This is a genomic window from Cystobacter fuscus (assembly GCF_002305875.1).
GTDB classification, from domain to species: domain Bacteria; phylum Myxococcota; class Myxococcia; order Myxococcales; family Myxococcaceae; genus Cystobacter; species Cystobacter fuscus_A.
Genome location: NZ_CP022098.1, coordinates 5,183,455 through 5,202,115, shown reverse-complemented (window position 1 = coordinate 5,202,115; position 18,661 = coordinate 5,183,455). Strand labels below are relative to the sequence as shown.

Sequence of the window (18,661 nt, the reverse complement as noted above, 5' to 3'; positions counted from 1 at the left end):
TGGACCAGCCGAACAGACTCGTTTAGTTGTGCTCCAATGGACAACATGAGTTCAGAAACCGATTTTGCCGTTGATTCTGTCATCTTCATCTTCCGCGGTCCCTTCAATACATACCAGGTGTGCAACCATTCCGCTCCAAACAGGCATTTCTGCACTTCCAGTAGGAGAAACCATGATCGGGCGTTGGTAGCATGTCAATACATTCCAGTGTGCACTCCTCAGCCACCTGTTTGCAGCGCTCATCGGCTGTTTGCCGGGGAGGCGATCGTGGCGAGTCCTCACACTGATCCTTCGGCGGATCCTTGGGCCTACAGATGCCCGATCTGATGCAGTAGTCGAGCAAAATACCGGTGCCAATGGTGGCGCCACCACCGATGATGAGTTCTTCCAGGGCGATGCCACTGATGATGATAGGTACTGCGCGTCCATCAGGGTCCGTGAATCTGACTGGATTGTTCAGGGCGTAGGTGTAGGTGGGCGCTGAATAACCCGCGAGAGCCTGCGTCTTGACGTACTCGGGGTTCAGCGCCAACGGCTCCGGCTGCAGGTACCTGCCGATGCTGGGATCGTAGTAGCGGTTCCAGTTCTCGAAGAGGTCCGTCTCCGCGTCGTGGTACTGGCCGGGGAAGCGCAGCGGCATCCAGAAGGGATGGGCCCCCGTCTGGTAGCGCTGGTACTCGTAGCCTTCCAGCACCACGCCCTGAGACGTCGTGTTCGCCAGCCCACCGGGCCAGGCCAGCCTCACGCTCGCGCGCCCCGTGGAGGGAGTGACCCAGTCCGACCAGGTCCGCCCCCGGCCCGTTCCCGACACGGACGCCAACACCGTCCCCAGGTCCGCATCCACCACCTCCACTTGGCCCGCCGTCAGGTCCACCCTGTGGAACATAGCCCGCATCCTCACGAACGTCGCGTGGTTCGCCAGCGGCGAAGCCCCCGTGGGCTGTGCCATGGTCCCCAGCGTCTGACTGACGGCACTGTTGTTGTCGAGCGGATGCGCCGTCTCCGCCACCAGTCCCACCCGGTTGATGTGGCCAAACGGCTCGTAGTCCACCGCTCCCGCCACGTGGCCGCCGCCATCCAACATCAGCACCGGCTTGCCCAGGTGGTCCGTCACCGGGAAGTACACCCCACACGCCGCCGCTTCCCCGTTGCGAGCGCAGTCCGCCGACGTGTCCGCCAGCCGCGTCCACGCGTTGCTCAGCTTGCCGCGCACCAGCACCACTGGCCGCCCGTCCAGCCACACGTAGTCGTCCTGCGTGTAGTGCGCCACCGGCGTCACCACATCGCTGCTTCCCCGGTCCACCAGCAACTGGTTGGCTCCCATGTAGAAAAACTCGTCGCTCGTTCCTCCCGGGTAACTCTTCTGCCTCCGGCGTCCCAGCCCGTCGTAGTAGTAGTTGTAGAAGGCCCCATTCACCTCCACCGCCCGGAAGACGCTCTCCGTGGCCACTCCCACCGACTGCCCGTACTCAAACGCCAGGGTGGTGTTCTCGCCCAGGTCCGCCTTGCGCGTGACTCGTCCCTCCACGTCGTACGCCAGCGTGTACCCCAACTGGCTGTTGGCCGCGCTCGAGCCCCACCCCACCAGCCGATCCTTGTGCCCGCTGTCCGTCGCGTAGTTCAGGAAGAAGGTGGCGCCCTCGTTCGTCATGGCCGTGCGGTTGCCGCGTCCGTCATACGTGTAGGCTCGCGAGCCGAATGCCCCACCCGTCGCACTGAAGTTGCCCGCCGTCCGGCCCGCTCCCGTCAGACGCAGCGTCCTGTCGTAGGCGTACGTCTCCTGCATCGGCGTCGCATTCTGCCCCAGCAGGCACGTGTCCGTGCGCACCACCTGGTCCGCCTTCCACGTGTACGTCCGCTGGTAGATATCTCCCGTCCCCGCCCCCATCGCCACGCCGCCCGAGGACACTCGCAGGCTGCGCAGCCGTCCCGTCAGGTCCGAGCCCGCCGCGGAGGGGAAGCTGGTGGAGCAACCCGCGGGCGGCACCGAGCCGTCATCTCCCAGGCCGTACTCCACCGTCATGGAGCCGCTCGCTCCGGGCTGGTTCAGCGTGTAGCCCCGCAGCCCGCCAGAGGGCTCCCAGGAAACGTTGCTCAGCAGCCGCCGCGTGGTCCACGCCGTGCCGTCGTACAGCGTCACATCCACCGCGCTCACCCGGTTGGCGCTACCTCCCGTCCCATACACATACGTCACCGTCCGCCCGTTCGGGTACGTCACCGACTGGAGGTTGCCGTTGAGCGTATAGGTGTAGCGGGTGTGCGGGTTCGCGTTGGCCACGGCGCCACACGACGTGGCCCCCGCCCTCACGCGAATCTCTCCCACCACGTTGCCCCACAAGTCATACGAGAACCAGGTGGTGCCGAAAGAGTCCTCGCGGTAGCGCAGCCGGCCCTTCGTGTATTCCATGGCCGGGCAGCTCGAGGGAGGCGCTCTCTGCTCATCGTAGCCCAGACGATAGAGCAGCTCACTTCCCGTGGCATGCACCCGCTGGGCGGAGAGCAGGCGCGAGAGCATGTCGTAGGTGGAGAATACATACTCGCCGGCCTGGCGCATGGCCGCCGTCTCCTTCACCACCTGGTTGCCCTGGGCATCATAGGCGTAGCGCACCGGGCCATCCGCGTGCGGCAGGGATGCTTCCACCACCTGGCCGAAATCGTCATACGCGTACATGGACGCGGGCTGGGCACAGGTGGCGAACGTATCCGCCAACTGACAGCCCACCTTCACGCCGGCAACATTGCCCTGCACGTCATAGGAGAAGAGCGTGCGCTGGGAGACGCCGTCCGCCGGGTACTCATCCACCTGCACCAGGCGGTTGGCCCGGTCATAGGCCAGCGAGGAACACAGCTGCGACAGCGGCGTACCGTTCTCCAGCGGCCCCACTCCCGTCTTCACCCCGCCACACCACGCGGGCGGATTGTTGAAGGCATGCCCCACTCCCGTGAGGTTGTCCGCGCCATCGAAGGACTTCGCCGCGCTGAAGTTCCCCGCGCCTTCTCCCCACTTGTTCCACGTCGGACGCTTGTGCGCATCCGCCGCGTACTTCATCACCCGCCTCGTCTGGACCCCACTCCCCGTCTGGCTCAGGAAACGCTCCTCCTTCAGCGTTCCATCCGGCCAGTAGGCGTAGACGGTCTTCTCCGTCCAGCCCATCCCATCCGCTCCGCTGGCACGCGCCACCCACTGGACTTTGTCCGACATCGCGCCACTGGTGCAGCGCCCGTCCGGCGAGGCGCCGGTACGGTAGCAGAAGACATCGAAGTCTCCCTCGGGATGGTTGATGTAGGTCAAGTACTTGTCGCTCTGATAGCCGTAGGTGGTGATTCTCGATGGAGCCGAATTATAGACGCCCTCCTCCTTCCTCACGAGCCGGTCTTCATTGTAATGGTTCAGGGTGGTCCACCCACTGTTGCCGTTGATGATGGTCTCGATGCGGCTTGAATCGAAACTGAAAGAGTAGTCGTGACCGGTCACCGAGCTGACCGAATTCGCACTCACCGGGCCTCCGGCGGGGTAGACGATTTCCTGGGACAACCGGTTGGCAAGCGCGCGAGTGGTGTTCGGCTCGAAATACACGTAGTGCGTCACAGGATAGGGGGAGGTCGCGGGACAATCCGTGGCGGACTCGCTGCTCACCCAGCAGGGTCCATGAATCTCCCTCACCCGGCCCAATGGGTCCTCCTGGTTTCCATTGAAGGTGGTGAGGTAGAAGGTGCCCAAGAAACGGCGTTCGGTCGTCCAGGCGCCGTTGCTCCCGCGGATCCGCGTCCATCCGGAGCGGATGAGGGCCTTGGTGCGATTCGTTCCGGGAGCATAGACGTGAAGCGTGCGCTTGCGGTCCGTGGCCCCTCCCAGGACACTGGCCTGCTCCTCCACCTGCGGCAGTTGCTGGCCGTTGGCGTAGGTATAGGTGTACTGTGTTTCCTCCAGGGCCCCCGTCCCGAGCATGTCCGAGGCGCCCCGCTTGACGCTGGCGAGCTCCAATCGGGGCGAGGCTTCGGGGGACAGGGAATAGCCAAACACCCGCCAGTTGCCCCGCTTGTCCTTGCGCGCGATTTCCTTGCCGGGATTTCCGGGCGACGAGCAGGTCCACTCCGAGCGGACCGAGCCCGGGCTGCAGGCACCACTCACCGCGCACTCATCCTGGGTCTGGTACATGCGCGGCGCATTCTCCTGGCCATAGTTGGAGAGCGTCGCATAGGTGCTCAACACGCCGGCGGCCCCCTCATTGCCGTCACCCCGTCCCGCGTAGGAATCCACCGCCTGGCGCACCTGGGGCGTCCGGCCGCAGCAATTGGAACCCGGTTGGCAGGCCCCCGCCGTGGGTTCCCAGGAAAGCGCGGCGCCATGGCCTCCTCCTGTCGCCGAGGCCACACGCCCATCCGCCCCGTACGTATGCCGCACCAGCAGCACTCCCGCCTCCGAGCGCTGAAACTCTCCCGCCGTGTAGAGGTAGCGCTCCAGGCGCGAGCGTTGTTCCGCCTTTCCGATACGCCCTGGCCGCTCGACTCCCCCTTGTGTGGTGTAGGTGTACTCCACGAAATCCTTCGGTCTATCCTGGTATGGCAGGGAGCGCACCCGACCGAGGACACAGTCCACGCCCCCCGTGGAACGTGCGAGCTCACGGTACTCGAAGCTCAGGCTCGCTCCCGCGGGACTCTGCACACTGGAGAGATAGGGGACGCCCGGACTGCTTCCCGTCGCGCCCTGCGCACAGCCGGTCAGGTTGGGCTGGGCATAGTTCAACTGCGCCAGGTTGATTCCCGCCCCGGAGACCACCCGGGACAAGAAATAGCGGCGCCTCCCCTCTTGCGGTGCCAGGAAGAGGGACTCATACACCAGCAGCGAGCCATCCGACTGGCGCAGCTCATAACCCGTGGGCGTCCGCTTCAAGCGCTCTGGACGGGACTGGTTTCCTTCCGCGGGTGCGGCCTCGCAAGTCGAGCCCGAGCACGGGAGGAAACGCAACAAGCCTCCATCCGGCGTACGGACACTCCAGTGGTACTGGTGTTCCACCACGACGCTCAGCCAGTTGTGCCACCATTCCACGGACTCGGGATTGTTGGGGCTTCCGCCAAAGGGCTTGGGCACCCCCACCAGGGGCGCGTCGTATATCCACTCATCGCCCCGCGAGCTGAACGTCCGCTCGAAGGTCAAGGTGGTGAGGCCATCCCCGACACTCAGGTCCTCCACCTGCTCGAAGCTGGAGCCCGAGGCGAGATTGACGGGATCGTATCTGTAGAGGCATTGATTGCTTCCCACGGGGCCGCCACCATCGATTTCCCCGGGCACACAGTCCTCGTCCACCGCGCCATCGCAATCGTTGTCCTGGCCGTCCGCGCAGATTTCCGACCCACAGGACAAACCACCGTCGCCCCCCGCGTCCGGACCCGTCGAGGTTCCACCATCCTGCAGGCAGACCGTTCCACCGAACCCGTCTTCATCCGTCTGCCCATCGAGATCATTGTCCTTGCCATCACACACCTCGGGTTCCGACACCGGGTACGCGCACACCACGACGGGGTCGAAAAACTCATTCCCAGTCGCCGTCACCGTCAGTTGAGCCTCCGGATTGAGGACACACTGCCCCTGGCCAAAAGCGCCTGGTTTCGCGCAGTCCAGGTCGCTGTTGCATTCCCACTGAGGCCCTTTAGGGCAGGCACTGAAGCCCCCGCCCTCAAGGAACAGATGGTCTCTGCGCTCGTGGGCAGGCACGTTGCCCGCGCCATCAGAGGCATAAGCAGCACACTGAGCCCCCCCCACGGATTCGCCGGGGCACTCGCAGGTCCAGGAAACGATGGCCTGACTGGTTCCATCGGGACTGGAAACCAGTTCTTTATAGCCAAAATCGGCACGAGCGGGCGTCATGGCCAACAGACAGAACAGCGCGGCCAGACAAGCAGCAGACGACCGGGACGCTCCAGACGACAAGAGGAGCCTGGTGGAACAAGGAGAATTTTTATTCGTCATGAACAGACACTCAGACAATGGAAGACCAATCCGGCTCGAGGACACGCCCGCGCCGGCTCAACGAATGGCCCGGAAATGGGGACTCAAGGAACCGAGGTATCAGCCCTCGTGGCGGGTGGAACGCACAACCGCCTCTTGGAGGTCGGGTAGAATTGAGAGCAGCGCCAGTCCGAGGGGCAGTCCGACTGCGCCTGGCAGGACTGGCTGCACACATAGCCCTCGTGACGGCCGGGCTTCACGTGAAGGCAGATGCCCGACAGGCATGCGCTGGCTCCGTTCTCCCTGCAATCATCCCCCAGTTGCTTCGTTGCCTTCTCGGCCCGCAGCGGACGAGGCTCCGTCAGCACTTGCGGCTCCACTTCGGCCCGGGACTCGCTCTCTGTTTTTCCGCAGCCCACCCAGACCCCAGCGGCGAGCCCCAACGCGACAGCAATCCACTTCATGATTCTTTCTAGAAGAGAAGTCCTGGTCCATTGAACGACCAGCACTTTTCGCAATCTCCGGCCACTGTCCTCTACCCCACCCGCCACGCAAGTGCTGTGAACCGGTTCACACCCTTCGCGAGAAATCTCGATTGTACCCAGGGCGCGGTTCCTTCTCACCCAGTGTCTGGCTGGAGGAACTGTCGTTGTCGAGCGGATGCGCTGTTTCCACCACCAGTCCCACCCAGTTGACATGGCCGCCGTGTGGCGCGCGCTCGCCAAGGGCATCGCCCTCGGCGTGTCCGGCGCCGAGGACTACGCCCAGGTCCTCATGACGTACCACCCGCAGGAGGCGACACCTCCAGCCCAACCTCTCCGGCATCGAGGTTCTCGGCGCCGGGGGAGGCGGAAACACCTTCGTCCGCGGCGTCAACTTCAACGGGAGCGCGGTCACCATCGACGGCCACGCGTGGCAGTCCTACTCCACCGCCCTGGCCAATGGCCTCGGGGTGAAGCGAGTCCATCCAGGGCATGTTGCTGGCCCTACTCAAGGAGCGCCGCTCCGTCTTCTCCGGGTAGGCACGCGGCCACGTTGCACCTTGGATCGTGGCACCCAATCAGGTGAATCACCAGGAGCAGGACCACGGCGAGTGCAATCGAGAGTCGGCGATTCATGAGCTGTTGCGTCCGCACCGCCATCAAGGTGCATCCTCAATCCTGACCACGATTCCAGAGCCGATCGTCTTGCCTTCCCACAGCGAGAACCTGACACCTGGCCTCAGGTAGGAGAGGATCTCATCTGCTGCAAGAAATAGCAGAGCGACTTCATCGACGGCCCCACCTGGAGGAACGGGCTCTCCGTATTCCGCGAGAAGCATCCGACAATCATAACCGTGGGACTGAAGCTCTGGGACATTCTCGAAGAAGACCGGGCACCCAAAGGTCCTCGGAGGAATGGGCTGACTTCTTCCTCCCTCTTCAGTCCGACTGAGACGGATATTGGCGATGAACCGCTTCATGGCAGCGTCCACGGTAAGGCACTGTAAAAGAATAAATTGACCACCTTCATTCAGCGGCCTACTCGGAGGCCAATCATAGACATTGGCAACATTATTTATTTACGGCGCCTAAGAGTGAGTCATTCGTGTACTTCCGGGATACCGATCTTCCTGAGGGCCAGACCCGCCTCCGAGCGGACTTCTTCAATCTCGCTCTTCTCCAAGTGGCGAAGCACGAGAACAGCACGCTTCCGCAATTTGCCGTTCCTCGTCTCCCTGGCGAGGACTCCGAGTCCATGCGGGACGAAAGCTCTTGCCGGCATGGACGCGACCCCCGCCAGACTCGAGAGTGCATCCAGCGCGGCCTCGTCGCCATAGCGGCCTCCAAGCAGCTCTCCGATGACGAATGCCCCCACCGGATTGGAACCCTTGTCGAAGTTGGCAATCAACAACGGCCGGAGCTGCTCTCGCTGACTCGACGATAGAAGCGTCCATCTGTCCCCAATCTCTCTCAAGAACGGCCAGATGTCCTCGTGCTTCCAGAATGCCGGATCAGCAAGAAGTGACGTGAATCGCTCGAACGCGTCTTCAGGAAATTCGTCGTACCCGCGCAGCCCGAACACGAACTCCATCAGGAGGTTGAACAGCTTGCCTTCGGACCGAGCATGAACTTCTGCCCGAACAGCATCGAGCACATCCGCCGGTTCGCGATCCTTCGGTATGCCGTGAGGGCGCTGTGAACTCCCCTCCTTCTTGTCGAACATGTAGGAGATGCACTCCGCTGCCTGACCTCGAACCTTGGGGTGCTCCTTCTGGTCCGAGAGAATCCGGATCATGAGGTCCCACAAGCTGACGTCGCCATGCCAGGTCAGCGCATAAAGGATACCCTGTCGCACCTCGACACGCTCCTCGCTGGCGAGCAGCTCGAGCAGCCGCGCCGTCGTCGAGCTGTCCGCCGAAAGCAGCTTCGCCGCCTCGACGATGGCGACGGGATCCGGTCCTCGGATGTCCCTCAGTGCGGCTTCCCTCTGCTCTTCGGTCAAGGGCTCTCTCTGGCGCATATGCGAATTCCGATCTTCGCCACCCCATGGGAGTGGACAGTGCACCAACCCGCGGGCCGAGACACGCTTGACCCCGACGTCAGGACTCTCGCCTCATGAACCTTCTTCATGTCATTAGCATCTTGATGAAATCAACTCGAGCGGTTGTCATGTAGCGCGAGCCCATACCCGGAAGCAGTTCAGGATGGCTCGGAGCTTCCGGGGATCTCCCGCTCCGATGAAGCACCCCTCCTTGATGGAGCACTCCATCCAATCGTCTCCCCCCTGATTCCCGTTGGTCTCCGAGGGAGGCTCCCTCGTGCGCTGAACCAGGGCATCGGCCATGCGCCCCTCCAGGTTCGTCCCACGCAGGTCGACCTTGAGCAACCATCCCGGGTTGTCCAGGGATTGGATGTTCACCCCCTGATGATGCGCCCACTCCTCCCGGCACTGGGCCTCATACCACTGCTCCAGCCACTCCATATCGGAGAGGGTGTCTTCCTGGTTCCATTGGCGCTTCATCGCCGGGGCGAGCCTGACCATCTCCTGTTCGATCAACCTCTCGAAATGCGCATCCAGCTCAGGTCCGAAGCCATTCGGCACATACCGGGCAAAGCCCAGGTCCGAGTCACTGAGCCATCTGAGCTGTTCACGATGCGGCGCCAACGCCACTCGCGCCCCTTGCATCGCCTGCTGGAGGGCCTGAACCGAATCGACCCCCCAGGCCTGCTGGCGGATCGACTCGACGCCCTCCAGGCCACTGATTTCAAAGGGGCAACGAAAATCCCCCGTCTCCCCGTCCTGCTCGGGCTGGAAGAACGCGACCTCCACGTGTCCGCGACCGTCAACCCTGTCGTAGCGCCTCCGTGCGACCACCCCTTGACTCATCGGATCCTCACCGCTCGGTTCGCCACGACCACTCCTGTTTTTCATTCTCACCGCTCGCCGTTCAAATCAAGACACTCGCCATAACCAGAACCATCCCCCTGCGCTCCTTCATCTCACTGCAAGAGCACAGAAAAAACGCAAGAACCCAGAGCGCCTTGAGCACTTCGACCTCCTCCCGAAAGAAACGGCCAAGGCTTGATCCGGGCCGCCCGGAGATTGATCGTACCCGAGGACCTCTCGCGTCCCTCCAACTTGTTCGGACGTCGCGATTGCTGCTAACGCTTCGCCCCATGATGGCCTCGACGACAGCCACTCCCCCTGGCATCTGGCCCGGCCGCGTCCTCGAGGGGCCGGCCGCGTGGCGCGGCGCGGACCTCGCCCGGAACGAGACGTGGATCCACCGCTTCTCGTCCGGCGAGCTCGCCGAGCTGGACCGGGCGCTCGCCGGAGTGCGCGGGCTGCCCCGCCCGGTGCTCGATGTCACCCGGGACAACTTCGTCCTGCCCACGCTGGCGCCAACCCTGGCGCGCGTGAAGCACGAACTGCTGCATGGCCGCGGCTTCATCCTCTTCCGGGGCCTGCCCACGCAGCGCTACTCGCTCCCGGAGCTGGCCACGCTGTTCTGGGGGCTCGGCACGTATCTCGGCACGGCCGTGTCACAGAACGCCCAGGGGCACGTGCTCGGGCATGTGAAGGATCTGGGATACGATGCCAACAACCCCAGCACGCGCCTCTACCAGACCAACCAGCGGCAGGGTTATCACACGGACTCGGCGGACATCGTGGGACTGCTGTGCGTGCGCACCGCCATGCGTGGAGGGCTCAGCAGCCTCGCCAGCACGGTGACGGTCTACAACGAGATGTACCGGCGCCGGCCGGACCTCTCCCGCGTCCTCTTCGAGCCCTTCCACACCGACCACCGCAGCGAGTACAAGCCCGGCCACAAGCCCTACTTCTCCATCCCCGTGCTCAACTTCCACGCGGGCGAGCTCACGGGCATCTACCAGCGCCGCTACATCGAGTCCGCCCAGCGCTTCGAGGACTCCCCCCGGCTGACGCCCCAGCAGGTGGAGGCGCTCGATCTGTTCGACTCCCTGCTCGATGACCCCGCGCTGCACCTGGAGATGCGGCTCGAGCCCGGGGACATGCAGTTCATCCACAACCATCAAATCCTCCACGATCGGACGGCCTTCGAGGACTGGCCAGAGCCCGAGCGCCGGCGGCACCTGCTGCGGCTGTGGCTGTGCCCGCCGGATGGCCGTCCACTGCCGCCGATCTTCACCGAGCGCTATGGCAGCGTGGAGGTGGGACGGCGCGGCGGCGTCCACGTGCCCGCCAGCGAATTCAAGGCGCCCCTGGATGTTTGAGTGAGCCCGGTGGCACCCACCTCCATGCCAATGCCAAACCACGAGCGCATGGCGTGGAATGACAAATCAAATCACGCGCAGACGCGGTTGCGGCCCGCCGCCTTCGCCTCGTACAGCTTCGCGTCCGCGGCCCGCTTCAAGTCCACCGAGTCCCGGTGCCCCGACCCCAGCACCGCCACCCCCAGCGAGATGGAGATGGGAATCAGGGTGTTGTCGAACTCGAAGCGCTGTTTCTCCACCAGCCGGCGCGCCTTCTCCGCCAGCTTCACCGCTCCCGCGACATCGACCTCGGGCAGCAGCATCCCGAACTCCTCCCCGCCATAGCGCGCGAACACGTCCTCGCGGCGGATGCGCGTGCGCAGCGTGGAGGCGAGCTGCTTGAGCACGTAGTCCCCCGCCAGGTGCCCGTGCTGATCATTCACCCGCTTGAAGTGATCCACGTCGAACATCACCAGCGCCAGGCTGCGCTCGTAGCGGCGCGAGCGTGACACCTCGCGCTCCAGCGCCTCCTCGAAGTAGCGCCGGTTGTAGATCTGCGTCAGCCCGTCCATCGTCGTCAGCCGGTAGATCTCATCGTGGTACGCCGTCTCGATGTTCCCCCCGGCGATGAACTTGAAGATCGTCCGGCCAATCTTCACCAGGTCCCCATTGCACAGGGGCGTCTCCCCCCGCACCGGCTCGTCGTTCACGAACGTGCCGTTCGTCGACTCCAGGTCCTTGATGAACACCCCCCGCTTGCTCGTGGTGATGCACGCGTGGTTGCGGCTGATGGACTCCTGGTCCACCTGGATCTCCGCCTTGGCCGAGCGGCCAATGAGCGTCTCCGTCTTGCACAGGTCGTACTTGCGCCCCAGCTCCAGGCCGTAGATCACCACCAGCGCCGCGTCGAGATCGACTGGCCGCTCGGAAATCTTCGAGATGACCGTGACGACGGTCTCGTTCTGACCCATGACCGTCAGGACGGTAGCCCAGGGAAACCCTGGAAGCCAACTTCAGGGGGTCGCCTCCAGGGCCGACCAGGCAACCACCAGCTCTCCCAGCCGCGACAGGTTCTCGTCTCGCGTCAGCGCCTCCAGAGGCAAGAGCCCGCCGTCCGGCAGCCCGCCCTCGCGCAGGGACCACGCCTGCAACTCCAGCGACGCGAAGGAGCCCAGGTGGTTGCCCTGGAACGTGCGATCCTCGAGCGGCGCGGGAGGCAAAGGCAGGCGCACGCCCTCGGAGTCCCTCGACGCGTCCAGCAACACCCCCCACCGCCGCCCCGCCCTGTTGGAGAACACCGCGCGCAGCACCGTGCCCGGGGGAAGTGCCGGAGCCGGGGGGGGACGCAACCGCCGGCCGCCCTCGTCGTCCACCGGGGAGTAGCGCGCGCCCTCGGGGACGGGCAGGAATGGACCCTCGATCTCCACCGGAGCCGCGCCCGTGGGATCGAAGGGCAGCGCCGCCAGCGAGCGATGGATGAGCCCGCTCACCGCCCCCTCCGGGGAGGACGCCGTGAGGTGCAACACGTAGGGACTGCCCTCGAGCCCATGGTGGGTGGGAGCCATCCGCACCCGCACGAGCCCCGGCGCGGACAGGCCGGGCTGGGTGTCCGTGTTCGGGTCCGCAGGCGCCGTGTTCATCCCCAGGCCGAGGCCCAGGGGGACTCCGCCCCGTCCCGGCACCCGTGCCGAGCCCAGCACCCACACGCGGTCCATGTAGCGGCCCTGGTGGCCAGGCAGCGAGGGCACGTCCAGGACGAAGGGAAAGCCCAGCGCCATGCTCCGCCCCGCGGAGAAGTCGGGAGCGAGCCGCGTGAAGGCCCCCGCCCCCTCTTCCAACGTGAAGCGCGCATCCCGCACCACCCAGGACTTGAAGGTGCCCAGCGAGGGCGTCACCCGCGCGAGCAGGGAACCCACGTCCACCCCTCCCCCCAGTTGCAGCGCGTTGAGGGGAAGTTCGCCCCCGAGCCCCCATGCCGTCCGCACGCCACAGGTGCCTTCCCGCGTGCGCGGCTCCTCGTCGCACACCCCCGCGCTCCCACGCCCCTGAACCTCCAGTTCCCGCAGATTGGAGCCCGCGAGCACCGCGAAGGCCCCCGCGGGCAACGTCGCCAACCGCTGCTGGCTGGCCGAGATGAAGTCCACCTGGCGCTCCGGAGCCAGCAGCGACGACGCCGCCGCGCTCGGCCCCTCGTCCGGCGAGGACAGCCCCACCACCCCCACCATCGTCAGGTGCTCCGACAAGACCTGGACCGTGCCCTCGAAGCCTCCGATCCGTTCGATGGGATTGCGCCTCAAGGGCAATGACAAATCCATGGGCCCCGTCTCCCCCGCATGCGCCACCGTGAGGTAGTCGAAGCCCTCGTGGAAGACGGAGACGCTCCCCGCCTCCACGCCCCCGGGCGGCAGCGCCACCCCTCCCTCGTCCGTGAGGGCCTGGCCCACCACCGCCCCCACCGCGTCCGCCACCACCACGCGCGCGCCAGCAATGGGGCGGCCCGTCTGCTCGTCCGTCACCACCACGCGCATCCGCCCCGGCTCCGGCGCCTCCAGTACCCGCACGCGCGCCGTGCACACCGCGCCCCCGACCTCCGCCCGCACCGTCTCGCGCGCCTCGGACGTGGGCGCCGACAACACGAAGGAGGAGGCGCCCCCCACGTCCACGCTCACGCTCGCCTCCAACGCCGTCCACCGCTGCGCGGCGGGCTCCACCGCCACCGGCGCGCCCGTCTCGTCCCAGGCCAGCAGCGAGAAGCGCACCCGAGATCCCACCCGCCCCACCACATGGTCCGGCGTCACCCGGCACGTCCGGGCCCGGGCCCCCGAGGCGCTGGTGCACCGCCCATCGCGGCACACCCGCCCCGACGCCGCGCACGCCTCGTCCGCCGAGCACATCGCCTCCACACACTGGTTGGCGTCACACTGGCAGCCCAGCGGGTTCTCGTCGCAGGCGGAGATCCGGTACGCCGTGCCCCGCCTCGCCGCCGTGCAGTCCTCTCGTGTGCGACACGCGGGCTTGCAGCGCGCTTCCGCCGTGTCGCAGATGAAGAGCCGGGGATCCGGGCAGTCCTGATCCACCTGGCAGCTCCCCGGCAGCAGGGGGGTCTCCTCATCGGGATCCGGAAGGAACGGGAAGAATCCGTCACCGGAGCAGGCGGCCATCCATACGGCACTCCACAGCAGCAGGGCGCATCGCGCCAGAAGACGGGCTGGATTCATCGGCGGCTCCGGTGGGGCATCCAGGCAAGCGGCACCCCTCGGGGGTTGTCAAGCCGGGCCCGGAGCGAAGCGCCCCGGGGAGAACGGACGTTGGCATTCCGCTCGCCCCGGTCGATGATGCGTCCCATGGCCCGGCGCGAACCGCAGACCCTCGATCAGCTCCTTCCCCGTGTCCTGGCCCGCCTGGCCGAGCAGTCCGGCAAGGGGCGGACGCTCGGTCCGGTGTGGCGAGCCACGGTGGGGGACGCCATCGCCCGGCACTCCCGGCCCGCCTCGCTCGAGGGCGGCACCCTGGTGGTGTCCGTGGCCAGCGCGGAGTGGGCACACACCCTGTCGCGCCAGGAGGACTCGCTGCGCGAGCAGCTCAACCACCGGCTGGGCCCCGGTGCGGTGTCCTCACTCGTCTTCCAGTTGGAGTAGCCCCAGCGATGCTCGCCCTCGTCCTCGGCGCCCTCGTGGCCGCCGCCCCCCTGACGCCCCCCGACATGGAAGAGCGCACGGCGCGCCATGTGCTCCAGGAGTTCGAGCGCGTGGGCCGGCGCTCCCCCCAGGTGGATCCGGCCCTCACCGAGGCGGCGCGCGTGCTGGCGCGCCGGGCGCTCGACGACAGCCCCGCGGGCGCGGTGGAGGAGCCCGCCCTCACCGAGGCCATCAGCGACGCGGGCGGCGCCGATCCCACTCCCCGCTCCTATGTCGTCCGCGCCGGAGAGCGCGAGCACGCCCTGGAGACGATCCTCGAGCGCAAGGACTTGAGCCAGGAGCGCGCCACGCACCTGGGCGTGGGCGTGGCGGTGGACGGCTCGCGCTCGGCCCTCGTGGTGCTGCTCGCCGAGCGCAAGGCCACGCTCCAGCGCTTCCCTCGCGTCTTCGACACCCCCACCACCCAGGGCCTGTGCGGCGAGTTCACCGCCCCCCTGCGCGGCGCCCAGGTTTTCGTCACCCTGCCGGATGGCCGCGTGGAGCGCCCCGCCCTCACGCGCCAGGCGGAGGCCTCCTTCTGCACCCGGCTGCTGCTCGCCCAGCCGGGCCGCTACACGGTGGAAGTCGTCGGCCGGGGGGAGCGGGGCCCGGAGGTGGCGGCGCTCTTCCTCGTGGACGTGGGCACGCCGCGGCGGCAGGGCGAGGGCACGCGCGTGGAGGAGCCCACCAGCGTGGAGGCCGCGCGCGAGGCGGTGCTCGAGCGCATCAACGCGCTGCGTCGCGCCCAGGGCCTGCCGCCGCTGAGCATTGATCGCACCCTGGAGGAGGTGGCCCAGGCCTACAGCGAGCGCATGGCGCGCGAGGGCTTCTTCGCCCACGTGGCGCCGGATGGCTCGGACTTGAGCAGCCGCCTGCGCGCCGCGGGGGCCCAGGCGCGCGTGTCCGGGGAGAACCTGGGCACGGCCTCCGGAGCGCTCGCCGCCCACTCGGGCATCGAACACAGCCCCGGCCACCGCAACAACCTGCTCGGCGCGCACTTCACCCACGTCGGCCTCGGGGTGAGCTTCCACTCGGTGGACGGGCGCCCCCAGGTGCTGCTCACCGAGGTATTCGCCTCGAGCGGTGGCGCCTCGCGCCCGGCGGATCCCCGCGAGGACGTGTACCAGGCACTCGCCGCCCACCGTGCCTCGCATGAACTGGCGCCCCTGCGGCGTCTGCCCTCCCTGGAGCGCATCGCCCTGGAGCAGGCCCGGCGGGCACTCGCCGCCAACGTGCCTCCCTCCCAACTGCCGGGAGAACCCGTGCACGAGCGCGTCTTCCGGGCCTTGAATGACAATGCCCGGAGCGCCTCGGTGGATTTCTATGTGACGGACAATCCCTCGCGGCTACCAGATTCCAAGAATCTGGCGGATCGCAAGACAACCGTGATGGGTGTGGGCACCGTGCGCGGCGACTCTCCCACCTACGGAGAAGGGCGATACTGGGTGGTGGTCATCTACGCCGCCACCCGTTGACGCGATGGGCACGCGCGTCAGATGGCGCGGCGCTGGGTGGCGTAGGCCTCGATTCCCATCTGGGGAGGCGCCACCTGTTGGTTGAGCTGGCACTTCACGCAGGTGAAGGATTGCCAGCCACGACGCACCGCCTCGTCGAGACAGTTGTCGTAGTAGTTGCAGTTGAGGTTGCGGTGGGTCTCGACACCGGCACGCTTCGGCCCGGCCTCGGGGTTGATGGTCTGCGGAAGATCAGTCGGACACGGCTTGAACATGGAACAGCGCCCTCCCTGTGAATCAGTCGTCCCCCCGTGACACGCTTCAGCCTTTGAGACAACCTCTCAGGTCATGCGATGCAACACGCCGCACACCCTAGAGAACAGCATTCACTTGTCGCAACCAACCCAGCTTCCCGGTGGTGGGTAGTCACCACTTCCGACTGTTGGCCGATTGCCCGGTCGTCGGCCAACAGTCCGGGTTGCTGACGTTGCGGGGGGGGATCTAGGGCTTGTCGGCCCGTCTGTCAAACCGACCCCGGAGCAGGGAGACAGACATCCACGAAACGGGACAGGTGGGAATGTGTGCTCCCGGGCCCATGTTGTGGTTCCCTTGGTCCGCGCGACAGCGGTGGATGAAGCGGAGCACAAGGAGAAGCGCATGCGACGGTGGACGGGCAGTGGGCTGCTGACGGTGATGGTGGGCACGGGGGCCTGGGCCCAGTCCGCCTCGACGCTGGAAGCCGTCCGGCTGCACCGCGCCGAGGCCCGGACCCAGGCGAGCCAGGAGCTCGAAGCGTGCGTGGCCCGCAAGTGTCCGGAACAAGGCCGGCTCGCCCTGCTCACCGGCACCCTCGCCCTGGCGGAGGGGGATGTGGCAGAAGCGCGCACCCTGCTGACGGGCGCGGAGGTGCCCGCGCTCTTGCGGCCCTACCTCGCCTACTACCAGGGACAGGCGCACTTCTACGCGGGGGACGCGGCGGCGGCGGCGGCGGCGTTCGCCCGGGCGTTGGAGAAGGCACCCCCGGCGCTGGCCCCCGAGGCCCGGGCCCGGCTGGGTGAGTCGCTGCTGGCCGCGGGCAGGGCCAAGGAGGCCGCCCCCATGTTGGAGGCCGCGGCCACCCAGGAGCCTGGCGCGGAGCTGCTCTTCCAGCGCGCCCAGGCGCGCAAGGCCCTGGGCAACACCGCCGGAGAGCAGGCGGATCTGCGCGCCGTGGCGCTGCGCTACCCCACGCACCCCTACGCGGACGAGGCCCTGGGCCTGCTCGAGGCCCTCAAGCCCCCGCTCCGGCTGACGCTCGCCGAGCACCTGCAACGCGCCCAGGGGCTGCTGGACGCCGGCGACGCCCGGCGCGCCCTGGTGGAGCTGGAGCGGGCCGAGGCCGCGAAGCTCGTGCGCGCCAGACCCGACCAGGCGCGCGTGGCGCTGGTGCGCGCCCAGGCGCTGTTCGCCACCGGCCAGAAGCCGAAGGCCGAGGAGGCCCTGGCCGTGGCGCGCCGGGGCCCTCCGTCGGTGGCCGCCGAGGCCGCCTATGTCACCGCCCGCCGGGCCATGAAGACGGACGACAACGCCGCCGCCCGCAAGCTCATGCAGGCCCTGGAGAAGGAGTTCCCCACGGAGGCCCCGGCCGACGAGGCGGGCTTCTTCGTGGGCTGGTTGGACTTGCAGGCGGGACACTTCGCGGACGCGGTGAAGGCCTTCACGGACTTCGATCAGCGGCACGCGCGCTCGCGGCGCCGGGACGAGGCGATGTGGTACCGGGCACTGGCGCACCTGCGGCTCGGGCAGTACCCCCAGACGCGCGCGGTGCTGGACACCCTGGTGAGCACCTTCCCCCAGAGCAGCCTGGTGCCCCAGGCGCGCTACTGGGCGGCGCGCGGCCAGGCGCTCGAGGGCGCCTCGGCGGACGTCATCGGGCCCGCGTACGAGACCGTCATCACCAGCGCGCCCAACTCGTACTACGCCCTGCTCGCCACCGAGCGGCTGCGCGAGCTGGGCAAGCAGCCGCCTCCGCCCTTTCCCGAGGCGCCCCGGCCGCCCAAGGGCAGCGAGGTGCCCGCGGAGCTGAAGCTGGCGGTGGCGCTCACCGAGGCGGGGCTGTTCCGCGACGCGGCCGAGGACGTGCGGGCCCGCGCCGCGCGCATCCGGGATCCGGAGCAGGCGCTGGCGTTCGCGGGCGCTCTCCTGCGGCTGGGCGAGTACGGCAACGCGCACATGGTGGCGGCGCGGCACCTGTGGGGCCGGGCGTTCGGCGCGCGCATGCCCGAGGCGCTCGCCGCCTTCTATCCCCGCGCCTTCGAGAACGCGGTGCAGAGCGAGGCGTCGCGCTACGAGGTGAGCCCCTACCTCGTCTGGGCCATCATGCGCCGCGAGAGCGCCTTCCGGCCCGAGGTGGCCAGCGCCGCGGACGCGCGGGGGCTGATGCAGGTGATTCCGCCCACCGCGCGCGCCATCGCCCGCAAGCTCGCCGAGCCGGAGCCCGCGCCCGCGGAGCTGTTCTCGCCCTCGCTGAGCATCCGGTATGGGGCATGGTACCTGTCGCAGTTGATGAAGCGCTTCGCCCATCCGGCGCTCGCGGCGGCCGCGTACAACGCGGGGCCCGAGGCGGCCGTCAAATGGGTGAAGGACAAGGGCGTGCTCCCGCTGGACCTGTTCGTCGAGGAGATTCCCTTCCGCGAGACGCGTGGCTACGTGAAGCAGGTGCTCGCGGACCTGTATCTCTATCAATCCTTCTACGGCAAGGACACCTCGCCGCAACGTCTGTCATTGACGGTGCCCGTCCCCCACACCGAGGGCGTGGAGTTCTGACACGTCGGGTCAACCCCAGACACCATCGGTCCAAACCAGACACGCCCGCCGGGAAACCCC

General features: G+C 67.1%; 11 protein-coding genes. 4 read left to right on the top strand and 7 right to left on the bottom strand.

Translation table 11 applies throughout. From position 1 onward, the window contains the following. Positions 1–103: 103 nt before the first annotated feature. The 4 genes from CYFUS_RS21455 to CYFUS_RS21445 all read right to left on the bottom strand — a co-directional run bounded on the left by CYFUS_RS21455 (position 104) and on the right by CYFUS_RS21445 (position 9,307). Positions 104–5,554: an RHS repeat-associated core domain-containing protein gene (locus CYFUS_RS21455; RefSeq protein WP_232537694.1), complete on the bottom strand. Its 5,451-nt coding sequence runs from the start codon at positions 5,552–5,554 to the stop codon at positions 104–106. A 1,537-nt stretch (positions 5,555–7,091) separates the two neighbouring features. Next, positions 7,092–7,412 (bottom strand): hypothetical protein, encoded by a 321-nt coding sequence (locus CYFUS_RS50755; RefSeq protein WP_157758565.1) that lies wholly within the window; start codon positions 7,410–7,412, stop codon positions 7,092–7,094. A gap of 119 nt (positions 7,413–7,531) precedes the next feature. Next, complete coding sequence (locus tag CYFUS_RS21450) at positions 7,532–8,434, bottom strand: hypothetical protein (protein WP_157758564.1); 903 nt, start codon at positions 8,432–8,434, stop codon at positions 7,532–7,534. Between the two features lie 165 nt (positions 8,435–8,599). Further along, a complete protein-coding gene (locus tag CYFUS_RS21445) occupies positions 8,600–9,307 on the bottom strand; it encodes an immunity 53 family protein (protein WP_157758563.1) in 708 nt (235 codons plus the stop codon). A gap of 302 nt (positions 9,308–9,609) precedes the next feature. Between CYFUS_RS21445 and CYFUS_RS21440 the strand changes: the two genes are divergently transcribed. Continuing rightward, positions 9,610–10,686, top strand: a complete 1,077-nt coding sequence (locus CYFUS_RS21440) for a TauD/TfdA family dioxygenase (protein WP_095986912.1) — start codon at positions 9,610–9,612, stop codon at positions 10,684–10,686. 71 nt (positions 10,687–10,757) lie between these two features. On the opposite strand, the gene CYFUS_RS21435 is transcribed toward CYFUS_RS21440, so the two are convergent. Continuing rightward, complete coding sequence (locus CYFUS_RS21435; protein WP_095986911.1) at positions 10,758–11,636, bottom strand: GGDEF domain-containing protein; 879 nt, start codon at positions 11,634–11,636, stop codon at positions 10,758–10,760. A 42-nt stretch (positions 11,637–11,678) separates the two neighbouring features. Continuing rightward, positions 11,679–13,883, bottom strand: coding sequence for a carboxypeptidase regulatory-like domain-containing protein (locus CYFUS_RS21430; protein WP_157758562.1), 2,205 nt, complete (start codon positions 13,881–13,883; stop codon positions 11,679–11,681). 126 nt (positions 13,884–14,009) lie between these two features. On the opposite strand from CYFUS_RS21430, the gene CYFUS_RS21425 reads away from it, so the two are divergent. Beyond that, positions 14,010–14,303: a DUF721 domain-containing protein gene (locus CYFUS_RS21425; protein ID WP_095992147.1), complete on the top strand. Its 294-nt coding sequence runs from the start codon at positions 14,010–14,012 to the stop codon at positions 14,301–14,303. An 8-nt stretch (positions 14,304–14,311) separates the two neighbouring features. Beyond that, positions 14,312–15,817 (top strand): CAP domain-containing protein, encoded by a 1,506-nt coding sequence (locus CYFUS_RS21420; protein ID WP_095986909.1) that lies wholly within the window; start codon positions 14,312–14,314, stop codon positions 15,815–15,817. A 17-nt stretch (positions 15,818–15,834) separates the two neighbouring features. Here the strand turns inward: CYFUS_RS21420 and CYFUS_RS21415 are convergent, their stop codons facing one another. Further along, a complete protein-coding gene (locus CYFUS_RS21415) occupies positions 15,835–16,071 on the bottom strand; it encodes a hypothetical protein (RefSeq protein WP_002625343.1) in 237 nt (78 codons plus the stop codon). A gap of 382 nt (positions 16,072–16,453) precedes the next feature. Between CYFUS_RS21415 and CYFUS_RS21410 the strand changes: the two genes are divergently transcribed. After that, entirely contained in the window at positions 16,454–18,601 is a 2,148-nt protein-coding gene (locus CYFUS_RS21410) for a transglycosylase SLT domain-containing protein (RefSeq protein ID WP_095992146.1), read from the top strand. The last annotated feature ends 60 nt before the right edge of the window (positions 18,602–18,661 follow it).